Below are 21,770 nucleotides of genomic sequence, written 5' to 3'. Positions count from 1 at the left end.
TTGTTTAAAGACAAACTTTAGCCAATTTTACCTGTACGATACCATCCCACACCCCATGCAATTATACCGAAAAAGATAAACCCAATGGCAGCAATTTTTGAATCGAAAATCTGCAATAAAGTACCAGATATCAAGCAAGTTGCGCCAATTCCAAGTAAATATTGGCCTTGTCTTTGCTTTACTTGTTGGCCTTGTAGCTGGACAGAGAATTTATCAATACTATCTTGTAAATATTTATGTTGCTTAAGCGCTCCGTAAATAAGATCAGGAATTTCTGGCATTTTTTCTGCCCAATAGGGTGCTTTTTCCTTAAATGCACTAATAATCGCCGCTAATCCCATTTGCCGATGTAGCCAATCTTCAAGAAAAGGTTTGGCTGTCTTCCACAAATCTAGTTGTGGATAAAGCTGCCTTCCCAAGCCTTCAATATAGATCAAGGTTTTTTGCAGTAACACTAATTGAGGCTGAACCTCCATATTAAAACGACGGGCGGTATTGAATAAATTGAATAAAACATGACCAAAAGAAATTTCTGCCAGTGGTTTCTCAAAAATTGGCTCGCATACTGTTCGAATGGCAAATTCAAAATCTTCTACATTAGTATCAGCTGGTACCCAACCCGAATCGACATGTAATTCAGCTACCTTCCGGTAATCACGATTAAAAAAGGCGATAAAATTTTCTGCCAAATAACGTTTATCTTCTTTATTTAACGAACCGACAATACCACAATCAATACCGATATATTGTGGATCCTCAGGATGCTCTCGACTGATAAAAATATTACCAGGATGCATATCAGCATGAAAAAAGCTATCGCGAAAAACTTGGGTAAAAAAGACTTTTACCCCGCGCTCAGCTAATAACTTCATATTAATTCCCTGTTTCTTTAACGCGTCAATATCAGAAACAGGAATACCATAAATACGCTCCATAACCATCACATTCTCCCGACAGTAGTCTGAATAGACTTCGGGAATATAAAGCATGGAACTATTTTCAAAATTACGCCTCAATTGGATTGCATTTGCTGCCTCACGCAACAAATTTAATTCATCAATTAATGTTTTTTCATACTCTCGAACAACTTCCCGCGGACGTAAACGCCTTCCATCAGGTAAAAGTGGGATCCAATTAGCCAGCCGATACATCAAGTTTATATCGGCTTTAATAATAGGTAATATATCTGGGCGAATGACTTTAATTACAATTTGTTTATTATTCTGTTTTAATTTTGCCGTATGTACTTGGGCAATTGAGGCCGAGGCCAAGGGCTCCTCATCAAAATCATCGAACCAGGTTTCAAGAGAGCCACCTAATGACTGCTCTATATGTTGACGAGCCAATCGGCCATCGAAACTAGCAACTTTATCTTGCAATAATGCTAATTGGTCAGAAATTATAGTGGGAAAAAGATCGCGACGAGTAGATAGCATCTGACCTAATTTAATCCAAACCGGGCCTAAATCTTGTAAAGCTAAACGTAAGCGTTCACCAAGGGCTTTGTCTTTATGCTTATTTGATAACCAAAATAAACAATGGCGTCCAACCCTTAGTGGTAAAGTAAATTTAATTTTGGGAATGAGTTCATCTAAACCATAATTTAGAAATACTCGAACGATAAAATAGAGCCGTTTAATCTCTCCCGGTCTCATATTTTTCCTCCAATTTAGCCAAACGCTGTTCCAGTTTTGCAATATCCGCTGCCACTTTCTCAACCTTATCAGCAAAACTTAGCACTTCCAATGTATTAGGAGACATTCGCCATTCTTCCACCAATACATCTTTAAAATGATTTTTTTGTTGATATAACAAACCATTTATTCCAATTAAACCTTTTTTCACCCAGCGGCTCATCCCTTCGGCAAGGACATTACCGACATAAGGAGCAAGATAATGAGCGGGATCCCATTGCGCAGCATCAAGCAATGCTGACCAATGCTGCACAATTTGCATATCCCCTTCGATAACAATCTTGCCATCGTTGATAAGCGTTGAAAGTTGTTGTTTATCTTTAAGCTGCACTAGCGTTACAAACGCCGTTTTTATCACACAATCTGCCGGTGTAGGCCACTGATTTACGACATCAACTCGTTGCTCGGAGAAGATAAGTATTAATGGTTGAGATAACTCTTTTAAATTAATCGCCAACACTTTGCCAATCAACCTTATTCTGGCTGATTTCAACGCCACTTCCCGATAAAAAAATTTATTCAACATGTTCTGTAAAAAGGAAGCTGCTGCCGCATGTAATACAGGTATTGTTGAATCGCTTTTCGTTGACGAGGTAGCCATTTTAAAATTTGAACCCTCTATGTAGGGCAACAATTCCACCAGTCATATTGGTATAGGAAACTTGTTCAAACCCGACTAACTCCATCATTGCTTTTAACGTGTCCTGATCTGGATGCATGCGAATAGATTCAGCTAGATAGCGATAGCTATCGGCATCATTAACTATCATTTGACCAACGCGTGGCAAAATATGAAAAGAGTAGGCATCATAAGCTTTAGTTAATGCGGGTAAAATGGGTTTTGAAAACTCTAATACTAATAAACGACCGCCAGGTTTTAACACCCTAAACATTGATTTAAGTGCTTTATCTTTATCAGTAACATTGCGCAGCCCAAAAGAAATACTAATGCAATCAAAGTAGTTATCAAGGAAAGGCAGTTCTTCAGCATTAGCCTGGACATAATTAACATTACCAACAATACCCCGATCACGGAGCTTTTCTCGCCCCATCTTCAGCATAGAATCATTGATATCAGCAAGAACAACCTCACCTTTTTCGCCAACTATTTTAGCAAATTTAGCTGTCAAGTCGCCAGTCCCACCCGCCAGATCTAAAATATATTGCCCGCGGCGTGCGCCACTAGCTTCTATCGTAAAACGTTTCCAGATTCGATGGATCCCTAATGACATAAGATCGTTCATAAGATCATATTTCGCGGCCACCGAATGAAAAACAGCAGCAACCAAATTCGCTTTCTCATCCTTGGCTACTTTACGAAAGCCAAAATCAGTGGTTTCTTTAATTGGATCTACCATATTCACGCTCATTTAATCATTAAAATAATCGAAAGTGTAATCATGTTTATCGCAAGCACTTATTTACGATCTACCGATTTTTGTTAATTATGATTTAGCAGTTTGTTTGCTAAATTCAGTATCAATCGGACGTTTCACTTCTATTCCCAATTCTTTTAAACTTTCCGCCTGACTAATCAAATTACCTTTTCCTTCCGCTAATTTTTTGATCGCCGATTGATAATTCAGCTGTGCTTTGCTCAAACTCTGACCCAAAACCTGTATATCATCGACAAATAATCGCATTTTGTCATACATTCTAGCGGCACGCTCAGCAATGACTTGCGCATTTTGACTCTGTCGTTCATAGCGCCACAAATTATTAATAGTGCGTACTGCCACCAATAAGGTTGAAGGACAAACCAGTAAAATATTATTTCTCAACCCTTCGTCAATCAGGTCAGGGGCTTCACGTAAAGCAATCAAATAAGCGGGTTCGAGTGGAATAAACATTAATACATAATCTAGCGATCTTAATCCATTTAATTGATGATAATCTTTTCGTCCAAGCTCTTTTATATGGTTACGCACAGAATTAACATGCCCCCGCAATGCCGTAGCTCGCTGCTGCTCATCTTCACTATTAAAATAGTGCTCATAAGCTGTCAGAGACATTTTAGCGTCGATTACAACATCTTTACCTTGTGGTAAACGAATAATCACATCCGGCTGATAACGGCTATTGGAGGTATTGATACTGACTTGAGTTTCAAATTCATGCCCCTGCCTTAGCCCAGAAGCCTCCAATATGCGAGAAAGAATTGTCTCTCCCCAATTGCCCTGAATTTTATTATCCCCTTTTAGCGCTTTAGTCAGATTAATCGTTTCTTTTGCCATCTCTGCATTTAACTGCTGAAGCTGACGAATTTCATGCGCTAGGGTATGACGCTCACGCGCTTCCTGACTAAAACTTTCATGTACCTGACGGCGAAAACCGTCCAGTTGTTCACGGAAAGGTGTTAATAGTGCAATTAAACTCTGACGGTTCTGCTCAGAAGCGCGACGTTCATTCTGTTCAAAAATACGATTGGCTAAATTCTCAAATTGAACATTTAACCGCTGCTCACTATTAAGTAACAGCCGCTGTTTCTCTTCAAAAGCCAGTCGTGTCTCTTCAAGCCGTGTCATCACTTCACGTAATTCAACTTCTTGATTACGATTAATTTCCCTTTGTGATCTCAATTCTTGCTCACGTTGTTCACACTCAATTTTCCAATATTCGAGGTGGGCGATTTTTTCCTCATAGCAAGCCTGAATACTATAAAAGTCGCGCAATTCCGACTCTTTTTTATTCATTTTCTGCGCAATAACTAGCCAGATCAAACTGCCACCAAAGAGTGTGCCGGTAAGAAATCCAATAATTGCATATAATAACTGAATATCCACCTGGGTTTCCTTAAAATAGTCTTTATTTTATAAAGTAACTTAGTGGTCTACTGTATAAATGTCCAGAATAAAATTTGCTTATTTTGGTCAACCAACTGCGTGAGGCTGAAATTTAACGACTGTTTTACCCCATCCACTGAGCAAGCCAAGATAAACCAAATGCCCCTGGCGCTAAAATAGCAAATGCCCAGATCATGGCAGAAAGTAAATTAGCCAGCTGAAAATAATGTTTAGGCATAGCACAAATACCTGCTACTAAGGGAATTACCGCCCTTAAGGGGCCTAGAAAACGGCCAAGAAAAACACTCCATACTCCCCAACGGTCAAAAAAACGATGACCCCGATCGAGCACTTCAGGACGACGAGAAATTGGCCACATATGGCGTACACTGTTCTTATAATGAAAACCAAACCAATAAGACAACCAATCACCCAAAAAAGCACCACAAGCGGCAGCAAACCATATCGGTAAAAAAGCAAGTCCATTATCACCAATTAATGCACCTAAACCAAGCAAAATTACTGTTGCTGGTAACAATAGAGAAATAAAGGCTAACGATTCGCCAAAAGCTAATATAAAAACAATAATAATAGCTAATATTTGATGATGACGGGAAAATTCGGTAATAACATTAATAATCTCAGACAAAGTCAATTTATTATTCCTATTACAGTTAATCCTTCGTTATTATGTCGGCAATAATGTAAATTATTGTCAGCTTGAAATATAATAATGCGACAAGTTTAACTTATAAAATGATAAATTTAAGTTATTTTATTCTATGCTATTATCCGCCAGTTAACATTAATTGGTTTACTAAAAAAAACGAAATAAGAAAATTAGCCGTTAATTGATCAAAATAAAGCTTATTGAATACCTACGATAATAAAAAATAAAACGAATATTACTTAAGACGAATAAAAACCGCGATTAAATAAAAATATATAATAAAATAAATTTATCCTAATTTTATAAAAATAACAAAAAGTTATACTCGTTTTATCAAATAAAGTAGCAAAACAGGTAGTATTTATTAATTCAATAACCGGCGCACCGCATCAACAACGATCCCTAAAACATTTCCTTCAGTTTGGCGTAATAAAATTTCATCAGGCGTTTCTTGTTGTGTCCGGTTAACAATCACACCGGCTATCATACCTGCTGATAATCCTTAGCTAGAGCACATAGTCAGTAAGGTGGCCGACTCCATTTCATAATTAATCACTCCCATCTTTTGCCATTCTTCCATCGATCCGCGAAATCGACGAACAACCCGACCACTATAAGTATCGTAACGTTCCTGACCAGGATAAAAAGTATCTGAAGAAGCGGTAATACCAACATGGGTTGTGATCCCTGCTGCTTTAGCAGCTTCATAAAGCGCATTGGTACAATTAAAATCCGCTACGGCAGGGTATTCTAAAGGGGCAAAATGTAAGCTGGCACCATCTAGGCGTACCGCGCCAGTTGTAATGAGTACATCCCCTACATTGATATTTTTTTGAATGGCGCCGGTAGTGCCGATACGAAGAAAAGTACGTATTCCTAATTGCGCCAATTCTTCAACGGCAATTGAAGTAGAGGGGCCACCAATGCCGGTTGAACAAATAATAATTGGTTTACCATTAAGTTCAGCACGCCAGGAGGTAAATTCACGTAGCGATGCCAGATATACCGGATTATCCATTAATTTGGCAATCCTTTCTACCCGATTTGGATCGCCGGGTACAATAGCAATTGTTGCACCTTGTAAATCATTTTTAGTGAGTCCTAAATGAAAAACATCAGACATAATTACACCATATTGTATTTTTAATTTATTTAATCCATTAATTTAATAATAAAATGATCAGTTTTTAATGATAAGGATCATTTAAAACAAAAAAGAAAAGCGGCTTTTACTTAAAAATATGATCAAATTATTTATGCTAATTTGATCATATCGTATTTTTAATAAATAAAAATCACTTGATTAAATAAAAGGATCTGGTAAATCTTTTAGGCTTTTATTGTATTTTTAGCTTATCACTCACTATTATTAACGTAAGACTAGCAAAAATTTTAATAATTTCTAACCTTGTTAAATTTAAAGGTTGGAAGATACGAATCGTTTAACCAATTTTTATGTTGCAAGGGGGTTATCATGGGATTTTTAGATCAACTTACCAGTATGGTTGGTGGTGAAAAATTTAATCAATATAAAAATATTTTAAGCTGGATTGAAACACAAGGTGGCATACGTGGCTTAATTGAGAAATTTGAACAACAAGGATTTGGTGGAATTATTCAATCCTGGATAGGTTCAGGTGAGAACTTACCCGTAAGTATGGAGCAAATTAGTTCAATATTTGGCGCAAGTAATATTTCTACCCTCGCCAGTAAAGTCGGTTTAAATTCAGAACAAACTTCTTCCTTAATTGCTGAGTATTTGCCTAAATTAGTTAATACAGCAACCCCGGATGGCAAAATACCGGAAAAATTAGATTTAACGTCGATTGGTATGAAATTACTAAAAGATAAATTTTTTGGTGGTTAATCATTATTGCCCATCGCTGTTAGATGGGCAAATTTCATTTAAAAGCTAGTGCTAATTTCCGCCTGGCTGGATCCAATCGTTAGCACTTAATTTACCTTGCGTAAAGTCGATCGATAGAGCCAATGTCGATGCACCCAAAGTGATAACAATAGTAAACTACTACCTAAAATAAAGCTAAGCCAATTGGGATGTTGCTGCCAAATGACAAAATTAACCAATAAGCCGGCTGGTACCAACATATTATTCATAATGGCCAAAGTGCCAGCATCTACCTGTGTCGCACCATAATTCCACATAAAATAGCCAATACCGGAAGCGCCCACCCCCAACCAAATTAAAACGCCCCACTGTATTTTTGTCATGGGTAATTTACTTACATCACCAAATATCATCCAACCGAATAATGCCACCATACAGGCGCCGATATAGAACCATGAAAAGGCTTGCCGCTGTGGGATTGGATAAATTTCCATTATTCTTTTGTAACCAACTTGGCCAATTGCAAAGAAAATATTCGCCAACTGCACATAAAGTAACCCTAGCCAAAAAGATCCACTCAAATGATCATAGCGAATGATAGCGGCACCTATCACTGCCAACATTGCACTAAACAAGTATCCCCAGCGTAAATGTTGTCTTTCCAATAGATCATAAAATAACGTTATATAAAGCGGGGTCAACACGGTAAAGAGTAAAAATTCGACTACGCTAAGATAGTTATATGCTTGAAAAACAAATAGATACATAATGCCTAGCTGAAAAGCACCCACTAGCATATAAAGTAAAATAATTTTCAATGACAAGCCACGCCAGCGTAGAAAAGGTAAAAAAACTAGCGCCGCCAGCGCAATACGAACTAAAACGGCAAACCAACTATCAACCTGGCCAGCTAAATATTCACCAATTAAACTAAAAGATGCTGCCCATAGCAGCGTCGTAATAACTAGCAATCCCATGGTTTGTCTCTTAGTAGATTAATGTTCTTTATCAATCAATAAAGCTTCCATCAAATCAAGATCTAATAATAGCGTTCGCATGGTTTCATTGCTGATCTCTTTCGTTGCACGTAAGTGATATAGCTCTGCCCGCTCGGCGCGTAACGCCGTTAAACGAAAACGACGCTCTAAATCTTCTATCAGCAAATTATGTTCCATCTCATCCTGACCCGCAGTTCTACGGCGAAGATAACCTGTCACACGGGAAGCAACTTCACTTATAACTTCAGGATCTAACGCTTCTTGTGCATCGGCCGAAAGGCGCTCTTCCATTTTATTTAAGCTCACAATAGCCACTTCTGCCATCGCCGCTTTTGCCATTCGCATCTCATTAATATCTGCCAGTTTGTCACCCACTTTAAAATTATGCAATAAAAGCGGCAAAGCAAGCACGCCAATAAAAATCGATAGCATGATCACCCCTGTCGCAATAAAAACTAACTGATAGCGAGCCGGAAAAGGCGTACCATCGGTAAGGAATAACGGTATGGAAAGGACACCAGCCAAGGTGATCGCGCCACGTACTCCAGCAAAGGAAGCTAACCACAATTCACGATAGGTGTAAGACGCAAATTGTAACGGCCGTTTTTTTAATAGCAGCCGGCTAAAACGCTTCATCAACCATAACCAACTAAACCTTAACAATAATAAAGCAGTATAAATAATCAAAACAGCGACAAATAGCATCCAAGTTTCAACACTAGGATCAAGCTCAGCTTGAATAACAGAAGTTTCCCATATACCTGGTAACTGTAAGCCAAGCATGATAAAAACTAAGCCATTAAAAACAAACTCCAGCATCGACCAGACATTATCCGATCTCAACCGCATCGCTAGTGGTGCATTGCGAATAACACCGGCTTTACTGATTGTCATACCGGAAGCGACGGCGGATAAAATACCGGAAAAACCAATATGCTCAGCAATAAGATATGCGGCAAAAGGTAATAGTAACATTAAGATCATTTGGGTTGCCGGATCATCACCACTCCAGCGACTCATAATGCGCAGTGATTTGCTATAGATCCAAGTGACCGCAATACCAATCAACAAACCACCGACTGCGACTTTAAAAAACTCAAGGGTGACACCAGACACAGTAAAAATCATGGTTCCCATAGCAATGGCGACAGCAAATTTTAGTGCCACCAAGCCGGAAGCATCATTCATCAGAGCTTCACCCTCTAATACACTCATCATCCGCTTCGGTATTCGATCTCTACCAACAATCGAGGAGAGTGCCACTGCATCAGTTGGTGAAAGAACGGCTGCCAAAGCAAAAGCCGCAATAAGCGGAATACTTGGTAATAGCCAATAGATCACATAACCTATTCCTACTACTGTTACTAAAACTAAGCCTAACACTAAGATAAAAATTTCACGTCCATTTTGGAAAAATTCACGCGTTGGGGTTTTCCAACCATCAACAAATAATAACGGCGGGATCAATAGAACGAGAAAAAGCTCTGGGTCAAAATCAACATGCAAACCAAAATGCGGCCAAGCTAACAATGCTCCTATCGCAATTTGCATAATCGGCAGCGGTATACGAAACGGAATAACTTTTGTAATGACACCTGATACTGAAACCACCAAAATTAAAATCAGGATGGTAAAAAATATTTTCATATTATCCTTACTGATAAGTCTGAGTTATAAGCCGAGCAAAGTATTATTATGCTTAACAGATATTAATAGAAAATAAGACTATGCTATCAAAAAAAGAGCTAGCCAACCGCAAAACGACTATATTTCGCCATATTCTATCCTTAACAACAAACTATCATTGGCAATATTTTTGACTTTAAGATTAATCGTATCAGTGAACTTTATGTTCCATTTCACTGAGTAATTAACATCAACGTCTATAAACTTAAATAGCTAAACCACTCATGTAAAAAGCGACTAAGATTATTGCGATTAGAACGGTACCCATATTTAATTTACGCCACTCTCCGGCGCAGAAACGGCCAATCACTAAGCCAGCAAAGCCAATCATGATACCAGTGACAATATTACAGGTTAAGACAATGAATACTGCACAAAGTAAACCGGCAATAGCATCAATAAAGTCATTAAAATCCAGTTGGGCAACATTACTCAACATTAACAAACCGACGTACATCAATGCTGGAGCTGTCGCATATGACGGCACTAAATAAGATAAGGGCGATAAAAATAAAATTAACAAAAATAGCAAGCCAACCACTACTGCAGTTAATCCGGTTTTGCCACCCGCAGCGGTGCCCGCTGCCGATTCAATATAAACTGCTGCGGGTGAAGCGCCAATGACACCAGCAAAAATACTACTCACTGAATCGGCGGTTAACGCCTTACCTCCATCAATAATTTGACCATTTTTGTCCAATAGATCAGCTTGACCGGCTACGGCACGGATCGTCCCTGTGGCATCAAAGATAGCGGTCATAACTAAGGCAAATAAACTCGGTAAAACGAATGGCTGTAACGCACCAACAATATCCATACTAAACAACAACGATAAACCGTCTTCACCCAGGGTTGGCAATTTAAAGAAACCTTGGTATTTCACTTGCGGATCAAAAATCAAGCCAATAATAGAAATCGCAATGATCACCATTAATACCCCACCCGGCGTTTTTCTTTTTTCCAAACCAAAAATAACGGCCAAGCCAATCAACGACATGAGGACAGGAAAAGAGGTAAATTGTCCAAGCGCAACTGGCAAACCGGCCTGCTCATTTTTTACCACCAACCCAATACCATTGGCGGCTATCAATAGCAAAAACAGCCCGATACCAATTCCTGTACCTTGAGCAATCCCCTTTGGCATACTGTGTAGAATAAAACTACGTACACCCGTAATGGAAATAAAAGTAAATAAGCATCCCATCAAAAAAACAGCGCCTAAAGCGACAGGAATGCTCACCTGCTGACTAAGTACCAGACTAAAGGCGGTAAATGCAGTTAATGAAATAGCACAACCGATGGCCATCGGTAAATTAGCCCATAATCCCATCAATAATGAACCAAATCCTGCTACCAGGCAGGTGGCAATAAAAATCGCCGTGGGTGGAAAACCAGCCTGGCCTAGCATACCTGGTACCACAATAACCGAGTAGACCATGGCTAAAAATGTGGTGAGACCTGCAATAATCTCGCGACGAATTGTCGAGCCTCGTTGCTGTATTTTAAAAAAATGATTTAGTTTGCAACTCGAAGGCGTTTGTCTAACAGACATGTTGATCCTCTGTTTAGAAATTGATGGTAACTTTCAACTATAGAAGAAAACGATTGCGTCAAAAAATAAACCATTTCAATTATACGCAATCGTTTGGCATCATAAAAAGAAAAAAGAAATTTTTAAAGGCGCAATTATCTGGTGATCCTAAGGAAATAATCAAGTATTTTTCACTATAAAAACAATTATCGCTATTTTATTTTTATGAAAAACAAAGCAATTTTTTATTTATTTTTTTACGATATGGCGCCTAAAAGTAGCGCCCTATTACTGGATAAAATAATGATATTATTTTGCCAGGCAAATAAATTTACCAATAAACTGACTAGGTTCGTCTTATAATTTCTTTCAAATATTAATTAAATGTAAAATGTTTATTTTTATTTCCTACCAGAGTAAGCGCTGGTACTTTTAAATCAACAATGTTATTAACATTTATGCTAATATGATTTATCGATGATTATTATATTATGTAAACCGTTTGAGTATGCTATAAACATAAGTCATGGCAGAGTTTGATGACAACGATATTTATTTTAATTAACTAATTTTATTTCATGGCAATAATAAATAATGACTCTTTATCTAAAACAGATATAAAAACGCTATTCGGTTTCTTACTGTTTCTGTTGATTTACCTGCTACCAGGTATCTTTGGACATAACCCGTGGAAACAAGATGAAAATTATAGTTTTGGTATCATACAAACTATGTATGAAACAGGTAATTGGCTGATACCAACTAACGCCGGCCAACCTTTCATGGAAAAACCCCCGCTCTATTATTGGGTTGCAACCATTGCTGTTCATCTTTTTTCCTCTTGGTTACCGATGCATGACGCAGCCAGAACTGCCTCGCTATTTTTTTCTGCTGTAAGTCTATCCTTTTTTATTTTTTTAGCCCGCCGTTTTTTCTCTGCTGACAGCTTCTCTGATCATCGCATCTGGATAGCACTAGCCCTATTCGCATCGGCGCCGGGTATATTACGTCATAGCCACGATATGTTTACCGATACCGCATTGATCGCTGGCACTATTATTGGTTTATATGGCTTATTAGGCCTCATTAAACAGGGAAAAAATCTCTTTTCCACCCTTTGGTTAACAGTCGGTACCATCATTACTATGTTATCAAAGGGAGTTTTTATCCCCGGCTTAATTTGGATCTGTTTAATTCTGGCCCCAATTTGTTTAAAAAGTTGTCGTAATAAACGCTATTACTGCCTGGCAATTATTGCTGGTCTGCTATCTTTAAGTTTAATTTTACCCTGGCCAATTTTACTTTTTCGTGATAGCCCTGAGCTGTTTAAAGTTTGGTTTTGGGATAATAATATTGGTCGTTTTTTGGGTTTTTCAGTTGAACATTTAGGCGCAAAAGCCAAAGCCTTCCGTATTCCTGAAGCAATACTTCTTTTCGCCTTACCATCAGGTATCTTAGCTTTTATTTTTATCTTGAAACAACCAATAAAAAATCTAACGGATAATAGGTTTTTTTTACCCACCTGCTTTGTATTATTAGGCGTTATCTTATTACAAATTTCAGCCTCTGGCCGTGCGTTATATCTATTACCTTTTATTGCCCCGATGGCATTATTGGCAACCCACTGTTTTTGTCGTTTACCCTCACTAATATATAAAATTGGTTATTACTTTAGTCTAATTTTGTTTTCCCTAATCATTGCGTTGATATGGATTGGCTATGGGTTATCTTTCTCCACTGAACACCACCAATTACTAGCAATCTTTCGTCAATGGTTGCCTAGTGGTTATCAGCCTCATTTTTCTTGGTTAGCCTTTTTATTTGCCTTAGCGATCACCTTAATCTGGTTGGTTAAAAAACGTTTCCTGGCCGACCAATTGGCTTTAAAAGCCGCCCAAATATGGTGTCTGGGATTAACAGTTATCTGGGGATTAATCTTCTCACTCTTTATTGGCTGGATAGATTATGCTAAAGGTTATCAGAATGTGTTTGCAGATCTAAAACAGCATATTGCCAGCGAATTTCTTCCTACCGACTGTATGGTCTCCCATGAAGTAGGTGAATCAGAAGCGCCAATGCTTTATTACTACACCGGAATATTACATCAATCACAATATCACTACGAAACACCGCCTAATTGCCGTTGGTTACTCGATCTTTCCAAAGAGGTTAGAGAACCGCCTCCAGGCATGGAAATATTCTGGATCGGTCACCGTCCCGATGAAACAAAAGAGAATTTGGTGCTGTATAAGAAGATCGAACATTAACTACGCCAGTAATGGTTATGATGGAGAACCGCTATGGATCACATAGCGGTTTTCGGTTGTTGTTGAGTTACACAATGAATACCACCCCCGCCAATAGCGATAGTATCAATATTAACAGTGACAATTTTACGGTTGGGAAAACAGTCCGTTAATATTTCTACAGCGGCTTTATCTGCCTTTTGATCACCAAATTCTGGCATTATCACTGCCTGTTGACAGAGATAATAATTAACATAACTGGCAGCAAATTCAGGATAGTGCTGACGGTTAACTCTGACATTTTGCGGCGTATTTAATATAGTTATATCTTTAATTTTATTCATCGCTATTAAGCTGTCTTGATTCTCTTTGGTAACACGATAATCAAAAGAATAAGTATCATTTTCCAAGTTAATAATAATACTGTTTTCATTAATAAAACGGGCATAAAAATCGATATGGCCATCGGTAATATTATAACCTTTAATACCTTTTAACCAGATAATATCCTTCAATCCTAAATAGATTTTTAACTGATCTTCTATTTGCTGGCGTGTGCAATTAGGATTACGAGCACTATTTAAGATCGAGCTTTCGGTAAATATCCCTAATCCCGAACCATTAACTTCAATACTGCCACCTTCAATGTTAATATTTGCTTTAATTAGTTGGCTTTTTGTGTAGTCCGCCATAATTTTGGCTACATGACGGTCAAAATTATGCCGCTGTTTGTTGCCCCAACCATTAAAATTAAAATCGATAGCCACCAGTTGCCCTAAACTTTTATCCAGCACAAAATTAGCGCCGCTATCCCTGATCCAGATATCATTAAGTGGTGCTTCAATATAGTTCACCGAACTGCCGAGTAAATTCCATGCAACGGGATAATTTTCAGGCGTAACCAATAAATTAACCGGTTCAAATTCAGCAATTGCTAAGGCAATATCGGCTAAATTCTGCTGTAGGCTGGCAATTAAGTGTTTTGGCCAAATGGTTGCAGACATACCAAATGACATCCAGGTGCAAGTATGTGCCTGCGATTCGTGCGGAAAGTAATACATTTTCACCTATCCTACTAAAATAATTTAACAAGCAAGCAAATAGCTAAAATTCACTGTTGTTTAAGATTAATCAGCGAAAAGCCCTTTATTTCTGGCTTAAAAGTAGATAGAGTAATCGGTCTAAAAATTATTGTCTACTGTTTTGGAGATCAATATGGCTGACCAAACGGAAAAACAACGCGCTAAGAAAAAACAGATCATTACCGCCGCCATTCACTGTTTTGTTGAAAAAGGGTTTCATGCCACTTCAACGGCGGAAATATGTAAAGCCGCTGGCATGAGTCCCGGAAATTTATTCCATTACTATCCAACTAAAAATTCCATTATTGAAGCCATTGCTTTACAAGATCAGGCCGATTTTGCCACGCTACTACAGATAGAACAGGCCAATAGTTCGGCCATTGAAACTGTTATTACTATGATGACCAGGCTATTACAACTTTATAATGAGCCAACCTATGCTCGCTTAAGTCTGGAAATTATTGCCGAAGCCAGTAGAAACCCGGTAATTAACAGCACTTTTATTGAAAATGAAAAAATTGTCAGACAACAACTGGTTGATGTCCTAAAGCATGGCGTCAGTAATGGCGAAATTGATCCAAAATTATCGATTGAAAATACTGCTTCCTGGTTAATGACCATCGCTGACGGCGCAATCGGACGTGATCTTATGGAGCCAGAGTTTGATTTGGCCAATCGTTTAGAGTCATTTATCTATATGATCAAGAAGATATTGATACCAATTAAGTAGGAGTTAATAGGATAATTGGCAAGCAAATAAAACTAAGGTATTAGCATGCGATAACTTTGATGTGGGTAATAAATTGACTTTTCAATTTAATTTATTGATTAAAAGTGACAATAGATTTTGATGACGATATAAAAAGTTCTCTGATAGAAAGTATGCTCTATATTTTGGTCAAGAAAGTCATTATACCAACCATGATTAGAATAAATCTTGAAGCAATATGTACTAGCATGAAACATGAGCCGAAGAAACAATTGCTATTTCCAATTATTGAAATTAGGAAAACAAAGCGAATGATTTACTCCTCATGTAAACAAATTGATATGGATATCTACGAATATGTTGAGATGTTCTGCAATGTTAAGCATCAGAGCGGTTTCAATAATTAGCTGTCTTTTATTGAGTATGAAAAGCGATATAAAAAATACTAATAGTAGTCTACTTAAGTAGAAAGAGATTCAACCTAAGCTTTAGAGGAAGAATAAGACATATTAGCAGCAATCTATACAGATGGAATGTGAACTAAACTAAAAACACAGTAGTAAAGAAGTTCGATATTAATAGCTAACAATATAATTCAAGTTATGAAGAAGACTTTTCAAGAAGCAATATGTCCCACTTTTTGTATATTAATAGCTCTAGGACCTTTTGGTTTTTTTTCAACACCGAAACTGACGAGATCTCCTTCCGAAAGTTCTGTTCCCCCTTTTGGCAATTGATCATAAAAGAAAAATACATCTTTACCTTTAGTCCTTCTGATGAAGCCAAAACCTTTAAAAGGATCGTAAGTATGTATAACTCCAAACTCACGAGCAACCGTTTCATCACTCAAGCCAATACTCCTTATTGGTCGGTACATTTAAATAATGAGATTTCAATTTTTTAATTAGTACTTTTGCTAAAGCGGGGTGAGAGCGCTTTAAAATACCCAACTTAAATATCAGTCTATTATAATCTCTTATTCGACCAATTTTTTGATGGTGCTCTTTGGGTACTTGCAGTGATTTATTTGTTAATTTTTTCAATTTATAAGCTGTATTATTATCGTATTGGGGCAATACTAATCTAAGCCGTTCTCTTAAATTTTTGGCTTGAGAGTGATCTAACCTCACCAATTTAGCCACCTTCCCTGAAGTTTTATTCCAAAGCTCATGATATTCTGAATTAGTTTTCCTGTCATTATACTGCAGCTCACAATTATATACTAACTGCCTAATATAACGCTGCTCTTTTCTCCTTACTTTCGGTTTTTTATGCTCAACCCATAATCCAGTAACTTCAAAACCTTTATTTGCCTTTCCTCTATATTCAATTTTTGTTTTTTTTGTATTTAATCTCAATTCGTAGGATCTAAACATTGCCACAACATTTTTAATTAAATTAGTACACTTAATACTATCTAAATTTTTTTCAGAAGAAAGGGTCACGTCATCAAGCAATCTTGAATATTTAACATCCTTACCCCTAAAGGCTGAAACAAGGCTGTATTCTGAATTAAAAAATACTAAATTTGCGAGATAGCTAGAAGTACATCCACCTTGTGGAACACGTCCCCTATAAGTTGTTAATGTTGTTAAAATAGTAGAAACATCGTCTGGAAATTTAAAAAAATATTTAAATACAGAAAATACTTTATCAGCTTTTATATTTGTATAAAATTTTTTAATATCGAGGCTAATTAATGTTTCCGCATGAGAGTGTATCTTAGCGTTCTCAACATAATCCCGTTTAACTTCGGATTTTATTCCACCTTGTAAATATAAAGGATATTCAACTTTTTCGAAAATTCTTGAGTTAATTCGTTTCTGTATTTTTTTAAGTTCATACTTAGGTTCAAATACTGTTCTATTTTTATTAGCTAAATCATAAGTAGAATAAGATGATTCTACCTTATCGGCAATAGAACACAGTAATTTAGGGTGTATACCTAATGTTCTGGCAAGAGCTTCAATAGAAGCAATAGCATTAAAAGGGTAATAAGGCTTATCCATAAACCACCAATACAAAAAGAAAGGAGTCAATCGTTAGAAGTGGTTAAACATCTGCTTAAAGAAGATAACCACTACAGTAACGATCACAGGAATATAGTCTGATACCAGTCCTATTTTCCGTGAGCTCTGGTCAACTTGTGTTTTTGTCTCGTACTCGGCTTCGAATATCGATTCAGTGTTCTTTGTAATGCGTTTATATTTGAGTGTTAGCTTACGCATAAACATAAATCTCCTTATTGTTGGTTTAAAATTCGCCAGACCAACCAAAAGAGCCACAGAAATAATTTAATTGACCACTGAGCTGACTCCTAACTTATCGCCAGACAACTGTCGCTTATTAGACCTATCTATATCTGCCTTCAGCTGAGTTCGAGAAAAATTCCCATAGAACCCCAGGAGTCCGGTCATGATCCTTTCGGATCGCTCATGTTAGAGAGCATCGATTTTCTGTGTAAATCAACAAATATAAAACACTAGAACCACAAATAGGCGAATAACACCTACGCATACATGCTAAAACGGCATTCATGCATAGTCAATCACTTATATCCATAATAAATAAATGGATTTTAAAAAATATACATCGATCACATCAATAAATTAGGTGTGCGCAAAATCTTTACAAAATACAATTGAAACACTCGAATCAATGTCACAATAATTCAAAATAAACCATAACAACAAAACAAGGATAAAAAAATTTACAGAAATCCTAATACTCCTGTAAACTTTTTATCTAACCTATTATTAATATATATATATTTAAAATAAAACTTAAACCAAATCAAGTGGTTAGCATCTCTCAAAACGGAATATCATCATCAAAATCCATTGGTGGTTCAGCCGGTGTCGCGGGAGCGGTTTTACCGGAATGGGCAGCTGGCGCTGATGCTGGCGCGTTACCACTAAACTGCTGGCTTGCTTGTGGCTGTTGCGGTTGTTGTGGTTGTCCCCAGCCACTGGCTGGATTATTTTGTGACATACCCTCTTGTGAGCCACCACGCGCCCCTAACATTTGCATGGTTCCACCAATATTCACCACCACTTCGGTAGAGTAGCGATCCTGGCCATTTTGATCTTGCCATTTACGGGTTTGTAGTGAGCCTTCAATATAAACTTGTGAACCTTTACGTAAATATTCACCTGCCACTTCCGCCAGCTTGCCAAAGATCACAACACGGTGCCATTCTGTTTTTTCCCGCATTTCGCCACTTTGCTTATCACGCCAACTTTCAGAGGTGGCCAGCGTAAGATTCGCAACCGCACCACCATTTGGCATATAACGAATTTCAGGATCTTGTCCCAAGTTGCCGATAAGTATGACTTTGTTAACGCCTCTGCTGGCCATTCGATACTCCTGATGTATTAATATTTTTGCCTAAATTGAAGTGTCGCTAGTTTAACATGCGAACACGCTATTGAATATGGAAACCAAACCGTTGCGATTAAGGTTTGCGAAACGCCTTAGAAAATTATACTGCAATATTGCTAAATTTTTTTAAGTTTGACGATTAAATTGCAGAATATGAACGCCTATACTGTACTGTATATTCATTCAGCCAAAATTGTGTAATAATAAAACGTTTTATTTACTGTTTGAATGTGTTCTCATCCGGGATGTGGTATATGGATAACATTGAAGTCAGAGGTGCGCGCACCCATAATTTAAAAAATATCAATTTAATTATTCCTCGCGATAAATTGATTGTTATTACTGGGTTATCAGGCTCAGGAAAATCTTCCCTGGCATTTGATACCCTGTATGCAGAAGGCCAGCGCCGCTATGTTGAATCACTGTCTGCCTATGCCCGGCAGTTTTTATCCTTAATGGAAAAACCGGATGTTGATCATATTGAAGGACTATCACCGGCCATTTCGATTGAGCAAAAATCCACCTCACACAACCCACGCTCAACGGTAGGTACGATCACCGAAATCCACGATTATTTGCGGTTGTTGTTTGCCCGGGTTGGTGAACCTCGCTGTCCTGATCACGATACGCCGTTAGCAGCGCAAACAGTTAGCCAGATGGTTGATAACGTCCTGGCGCTGCCGGAAGGCAAGCGGTTAATGTTGCTGGCACCGGTAGTTAAAGAGCGTAAAGGTGAACATATTAAGCTATTGGATAATCTGGCCGCACAGGGTTATATTCGTGCCCGCATTGATGGCGAAGTTTGCGATCTCTCCGATCCGCCTAAATTAGAACTGCATAAAAAGCATACTATAGAAGCGGTCGTTGACCGTTTTAAAGTTCGTGCCGCGCTAGCGCAACGGCTGGCTGAGTCGTTTGAAACTACGCTTGAGTTATCAGGCGGTACTGCGGTTATCGCTGATATGGATGACAGTAAGGCAACTGAACTCGTTTTCTCCGCTAATTTTGCCTGCCCAATCTGCGGTTATAGCATGAGTGAATTAGAGCCGCGCCTGTTTTCCTTTAATAATCCAGCAGGAGCTTGTAGCTCTTGTGATGGACTCGGTGTACAACAATTTTTCGACCCGGAACGCGTGATCCAAAACGAGGAAATTTCTTTAGCTGGCGGGGCAATACGCGGTTGGGATCGACGTAATTTTTATTATTTCCAGATGCTACAATCGTTAGCTAAACACTATAAATTTGATGTCGAAGCCACGTTTAGTTCGTTAGATCCGGCGATCAAGCAAGTGATCTTATATGGCTCCGGCAAAGAAGCAATTGAATTTAAATATCAAAACGATCGCGGCGATGTTACGGTAAGGTGCCATCCCTTTGAAGGGGTGATCCATAATATGGAGCGCCGTTATAAAGAAACCGAATCAATGGCCGTGCGCGAGGAACTGGCAAAATATATCAATAATCGGCCATGTATAGCCTGTCATGGCACCCGTTTACGGCAAGAAGCCCGTTATGTGTTTATTGAAAATACCACCCTACCAGAAATTTCAGATTTTAGTATCGGCCATGCAATGGCATTTTTCCAAACTTTGCAGCTCAGTGGGCAACGTGCACAAATTGCGGAAAAGATTCTGAAAGAAATTAACGATCGATTAAAATTCTTGGTCAATGTAGGATTAAATTACCTGACCCTCTCTCGCTCAGCTGAGACCTTATCCGGTGGCGAAGCGCAACGCATACGGCTAGCAAGTCAAATTGGTGCCGGTTTAGTTGGTGTCATGTATGTATTGGACGAACCTTCGATTGGTTTACATCAACGAGATAATGATCGGCTGTTACAGACCTTGCTGCATTTACGAAATTTAGGCAATACGGTTATTGTGGTCGAGCATGATGAAGATGCGATCCGCGCCGCCGATCATATTATCGATATCGGCCCGGGAGCAGGTATACATGGAGGATGCATCGTTGCTCAAGGCAGCCTGGACGATATTATTAGCAATCCAGATTCATTAACCGGTAAGTATCTTAGTGGTGAGCGCAAAATTGCCATCCCACTCAAACGAGTACCACTCGATGCAGAAAAAATCTTAAAGTTGATTGGTGCCCAAGGTAATAATCTAAAAAATGTCACACTGGAACTACCTGTTGGCTTATTTACCTGTATTACTGGCGTTTCCGGCTCAGGTAAATCAACCTTGATCAATGATACCTTGTTTCCTATTGCCCAGCGGCAATTAAATAAAGCTACCAATGCAACCCCGGCGCCTTATACCGATATTGAAGGATTACAATTCTTCGATAAAGTGATTGATATTGACCAAAGTCCGATCGGCCGAACCCCCCGCTCTAATCCAGCTACCTATACCGGAGTATTTACGCCGGTACGGGAATTATTTGCTGGTGTACCTGAGTCTCGGGCGCGAGGTTATACCCCTGGACGGTTCAGTTTTAATGTCAAAGGTGGACGCTGTGAAGCTTGTCAGGGGGATGGAGTGATCAAAGTTGAAATGCATTTTCTGCCCGATGTCTATGTTCCCTGTGATCATTGCAAGGGCAAACGCTATAATCGTGAAACGTTAGAGATCAAATATAAAGGCAAAAATATTCACGAAGTGTTAGAAATGACTATTGAGGAAGCGCGTGAATATTTTTCCGCTGTCCCCTCGCTAGCGCGAAAATTGCAAACATTAATCGACGTGGGACTTTCTTATATTCGTTTAGGCCAATCGGCAACCACTTTATCCGGAGGTGAAGCACAACGGGTTAAGTTATCTCGCGAACTTTCCAAACGCGGTACCGGCCAAACGCTCTATATTTTGGATGAACCGACCACCGGTTTACATTTTGCTGATATTCAACAACTGTTGCATGTATTACATCAACTCCGTGATCAGGGCAATACAATCGTGATCATTGAACACAATTTAGACGTGATAAAAACAGCCGACTGGATTGTTGATTTGGGTCCAGAAGGCGGTAGTGGTGGTGGTGAGATCTTATTCGCCGGTACACCTGAGCAGATTGTAAAATGTAAGCAATCACATACCGGTCAGTTTTTAAAACCGATCCTAAAACGTGGTTATTAATAAGCCATTATTTCCGCTATAGAAAACTGAACAATCGCCCGGCTCTGCTGCTGGG

16 protein-coding genes and 1 pseudogene are annotated in these 21,770 nt (G+C 38.5%); 4 read left to right on the top strand and 13 right to left on the bottom strand.

The window, feature by feature from the left end:
• Nucleotides 1-17: 17 nt before the first annotated feature.
• From ubiB to udp, 6 genes and pseudogenes are all read right to left on the bottom strand, one after another.
• Complete coding sequence (gene ubiB, locus H1X92_RS07265) at nucleotides 18-1,655, bottom strand: ubiquinone biosynthesis regulatory protein kinase UbiB (protein ID WP_180559515.1); 1,638 nt, start codon at nucleotides 1,653-1,655, stop codon at nucleotides 18-20.
• Nucleotides 1,636-2,295: a ubiquinone biosynthesis accessory factor UbiJ gene (locus tag H1X92_RS07260; RefSeq protein WP_180559514.1), complete on the bottom strand. Its 660-nt coding sequence runs from the start codon at nucleotides 2,293-2,295 to the stop codon at nucleotides 1,636-1,638. The genes ubiB and H1X92_RS07260 overlap by 20 nt, the downstream gene beginning before the upstream one ends.
• A gap of 1 nt (nucleotide 2,296) precedes the next feature.
• Nucleotides 2,297-3,052 (bottom strand): bifunctional demethylmenaquinone methyltransferase/2-methoxy-6-polyprenyl-1,4-benzoquinol methylase UbiE, encoded by a 756-nt coding sequence (ubiE, locus tag H1X92_RS07255; RefSeq protein WP_180559513.1) that lies wholly within the window; start codon nucleotides 3,050-3,052, stop codon nucleotides 2,297-2,299.
• An 87-nt stretch (nucleotides 3,053-3,139) separates the two neighbouring features.
• On the bottom strand, nucleotides 3,140-4,477 hold the full coding sequence (gene rmuC, locus H1X92_RS07250; RefSeq protein WP_180559512.1) for a DNA recombination protein RmuC: 1,338 nt from the start codon (nucleotides 4,475-4,477) through the stop codon (nucleotides 3,140-3,142).
• Nucleotides 4,478-4,601: 124 nt separating this feature from the next.
• Complete coding sequence (locus H1X92_RS07245; protein WP_180559511.1) at nucleotides 4,602-5,132, bottom strand: DedA family protein; 531 nt, start codon at nucleotides 5,130-5,132, stop codon at nucleotides 4,602-4,604.
• Between the two features lie 379 nt (nucleotides 5,133-5,511).
• Nucleotides 5,512-6,270, bottom strand: a pseudogene (gene udp, locus H1X92_RS07240) (uridine phosphorylase).
• A 351-nt stretch (nucleotides 6,271-6,621) separates the two neighbouring features.
• Here udp and H1X92_RS07235 point away from each other — a divergent pair.
• Nucleotides 6,622-7,014, top strand: a complete 393-nt coding sequence (locus H1X92_RS07235) for a YidB family protein (RefSeq protein ID WP_180559510.1) — start codon at nucleotides 6,622-6,624, stop codon at nucleotides 7,012-7,014.
• Between the two features lie 86 nt (nucleotides 7,015-7,100).
• Here H1X92_RS07235 and H1X92_RS07230 read toward each other — a convergent pair whose 3' ends face one another.
• From H1X92_RS07230 to H1X92_RS07220, 3 genes are all read right to left on the bottom strand, one after another.
• Nucleotides 7,101-7,970 (bottom strand): carboxylate/amino acid/amine transporter, encoded by an 870-nt coding sequence (locus H1X92_RS07230; protein WP_180559509.1) that lies wholly within the window; start codon nucleotides 7,968-7,970, stop codon nucleotides 7,101-7,103.
• Nucleotides 7,971-7,988: 18 nt separating this feature from the next.
• Nucleotides 7,989-9,638 (bottom strand): Na+/H+ antiporter, encoded by a 1,650-nt coding sequence (locus tag H1X92_RS07225; RefSeq protein WP_180559508.1) that lies wholly within the window; start codon nucleotides 9,636-9,638, stop codon nucleotides 7,989-7,991.
• A 244-nt stretch (nucleotides 9,639-9,882) separates the two neighbouring features.
• Nucleotides 9,883-11,229 carry an NCS2 family permease gene (locus H1X92_RS07220; protein WP_180559507.1) on the bottom strand — a complete coding sequence of 449 codons (1,347 nt, stop codon included), beginning with the start codon at nucleotides 11,227-11,229 and terminating at the stop codon, nucleotides 9,883-9,885.
• Nucleotides 11,230-11,786: 557 nt separating this feature from the next.
• Here H1X92_RS07220 and H1X92_RS07215 point away from each other — a divergent pair.
• Nucleotides 11,787-13,475: an ArnT family glycosyltransferase gene (locus tag H1X92_RS07215; protein ID WP_180559506.1), complete on the top strand. Its 1,689-nt coding sequence runs from the start codon at nucleotides 11,787-11,789 to the stop codon at nucleotides 13,473-13,475.
• A gap of 38 nt (nucleotides 13,476-13,513) precedes the next feature.
• Here the strand turns inward: H1X92_RS07215 and H1X92_RS07210 are convergent, their stop codons facing one another.
• On the bottom strand, nucleotides 13,514-14,515 hold the full coding sequence (locus H1X92_RS07210; protein WP_180559505.1) for an agmatine deiminase family protein: 1,002 nt from the start codon (nucleotides 14,513-14,515) through the stop codon (nucleotides 13,514-13,516).
• Nucleotides 14,516-14,669: 154 nt separating this feature from the next.
• Between H1X92_RS07210 and H1X92_RS07205 the strand changes: the two genes are divergently transcribed.
• Entirely contained in the window at nucleotides 14,670-15,266 is a 597-nt protein-coding gene (locus H1X92_RS07205) for a TetR/AcrR family transcriptional regulator (protein WP_180559504.1), read from the top strand.
• 595 nt (nucleotides 15,267-15,861) lie between these two features.
• Here H1X92_RS07205 and H1X92_RS07200 read toward each other — a convergent pair.
• From H1X92_RS07200 to H1X92_RS07190, 3 genes are all read right to left on the bottom strand, one after another.
• On the bottom strand, nucleotides 15,862-16,095 hold the full coding sequence (locus H1X92_RS07200) for a retron Se72 family effector protein (protein ID WP_202881804.1): 234 nt from the start codon (nucleotides 16,093-16,095) through the stop codon (nucleotides 15,862-15,864).
• Nucleotides 16,088-17,254, bottom strand: a complete 1,167-nt coding sequence (locus H1X92_RS07195; protein WP_180559502.1) for a reverse transcriptase family protein — start codon at nucleotides 17,252-17,254, stop codon at nucleotides 16,088-16,090. The genes H1X92_RS07200 and H1X92_RS07195 overlap by 8 nt, the downstream gene beginning before the upstream one ends.
• An 802-nt stretch (nucleotides 17,255-18,056) precedes the next feature.
• The gene (locus H1X92_RS07190; RefSeq protein WP_180559501.1) at nucleotides 18,057-18,602 is read right to left on the bottom strand and encodes a single-stranded DNA-binding protein; all 546 of its coding nucleotides are present in this window, start codon (nucleotides 18,600-18,602) and stop codon (nucleotides 18,057-18,059) included.
• 278 nt (nucleotides 18,603-18,880) lie between these two features.
• Between H1X92_RS07190 and uvrA the strand changes: the two genes are divergently transcribed.
• The gene (gene uvrA, locus H1X92_RS07185) at nucleotides 18,881-21,715 is read left to right on the top strand and encodes an excinuclease ABC subunit UvrA (RefSeq protein ID WP_180559500.1); all 2,835 of its coding nucleotides are present in this window, start codon (nucleotides 18,881-18,883) and stop codon (nucleotides 21,713-21,715) included.
• The last annotated feature ends 55 nt before the right edge of the window (nucleotides 21,716-21,770 follow it).

Origin of the sequence: Arsenophonus endosymbiont of Apis mellifera, assembly GCF_903968575.1 — a bacterium.
In the GTDB taxonomy this organism is placed as follows: Bacteria; Pseudomonadota; Gammaproteobacteria; order Enterobacterales; family Enterobacteriaceae; genus Arsenophonus; species Arsenophonus apicola.
The sequence above is the reverse complement of the archived record's forward strand: the minus strand, read 5'-3'. Positions and strand labels throughout refer to the sequence as shown.

What these genes read in the sequence shown, in the direction of transcription:
- H1X92_RS07195 (WP_180559502.1), bottom strand. Translation starts at nt 17,254, where the DNA reads ATGGATAAGCCTTATTACCCTTTTAATGCTATTGCTTCTATTGAAGCT.
- H1X92_RS07225 (WP_180559508.1), bottom strand. Translation starts at nt 9,638, where the DNA reads ATGAAAATATTTTTTACCATCCTGATTTTAATTTTGGTGGTTTCAGTA.
- ubiE (WP_180559513.1), bottom strand. Translation starts at nt 3,052, where the DNA reads ATGGTAGATCCAATTAAAGAAACCACTGATTTTGGCTTTCGTAAAGTA.
- H1X92_RS07230 (WP_180559509.1), bottom strand. Translation starts at nt 7,970, where the DNA reads ATGGGATTGCTAGTTATTACGACGCTGCTATGGGCAGCATCTTTTAGT.
- ubiB (WP_180559515.1), bottom strand. Translation starts at nt 1,655, where the DNA reads ATGAGACCGGGAGAGATTAAACGGCTCTATTTTATCGTTCGAGTATTT.
- H1X92_RS07205 (WP_180559504.1), top strand. Translation starts at nt 14,670, where the DNA reads ATGGCTGACCAAACGGAAAAACAACGCGCTAAGAAAAAACAGATCATT.
- H1X92_RS07210 (WP_180559505.1), bottom strand. Translation starts at nt 14,515, where the DNA reads ATGTATTACTTTCCGCACGAATCGCAGGCACATACTTGCACCTGGATG.
- H1X92_RS07215 (WP_180559506.1), top strand. Translation starts at nt 11,787, where the DNA reads ATGGCAATAATAAATAATGACTCTTTATCTAAAACAGATATAAAAACG.
- H1X92_RS07220 (WP_180559507.1), bottom strand. Translation starts at nt 11,229, where the DNA reads ATGTCTGTTAGACAAACGCCTTCGAGTTGCAAACTAAATCATTTTTTT.
- H1X92_RS07260 (WP_180559514.1), bottom strand. Translation starts at nt 2,295, where the DNA reads ATGGCTACCTCGTCAACGAAAAGCGATTCAACAATACCTGTATTACAT.
- H1X92_RS07190 (WP_180559501.1), bottom strand. Translation starts at nt 18,602, where the DNA reads ATGGCCAGCAGAGGCGTTAACAAAGTCATACTTATCGGCAACTTGGGA.
- H1X92_RS07235 (WP_180559510.1), top strand. Translation starts at nt 6,622, where the DNA reads ATGGGATTTTTAGATCAACTTACCAGTATGGTTGGTGGTGAAAAATTT.
- uvrA (WP_180559500.1), top strand. Translation starts at nt 18,881, where the DNA reads ATGGATAACATTGAAGTCAGAGGTGCGCGCACCCATAATTTAAAAAAT.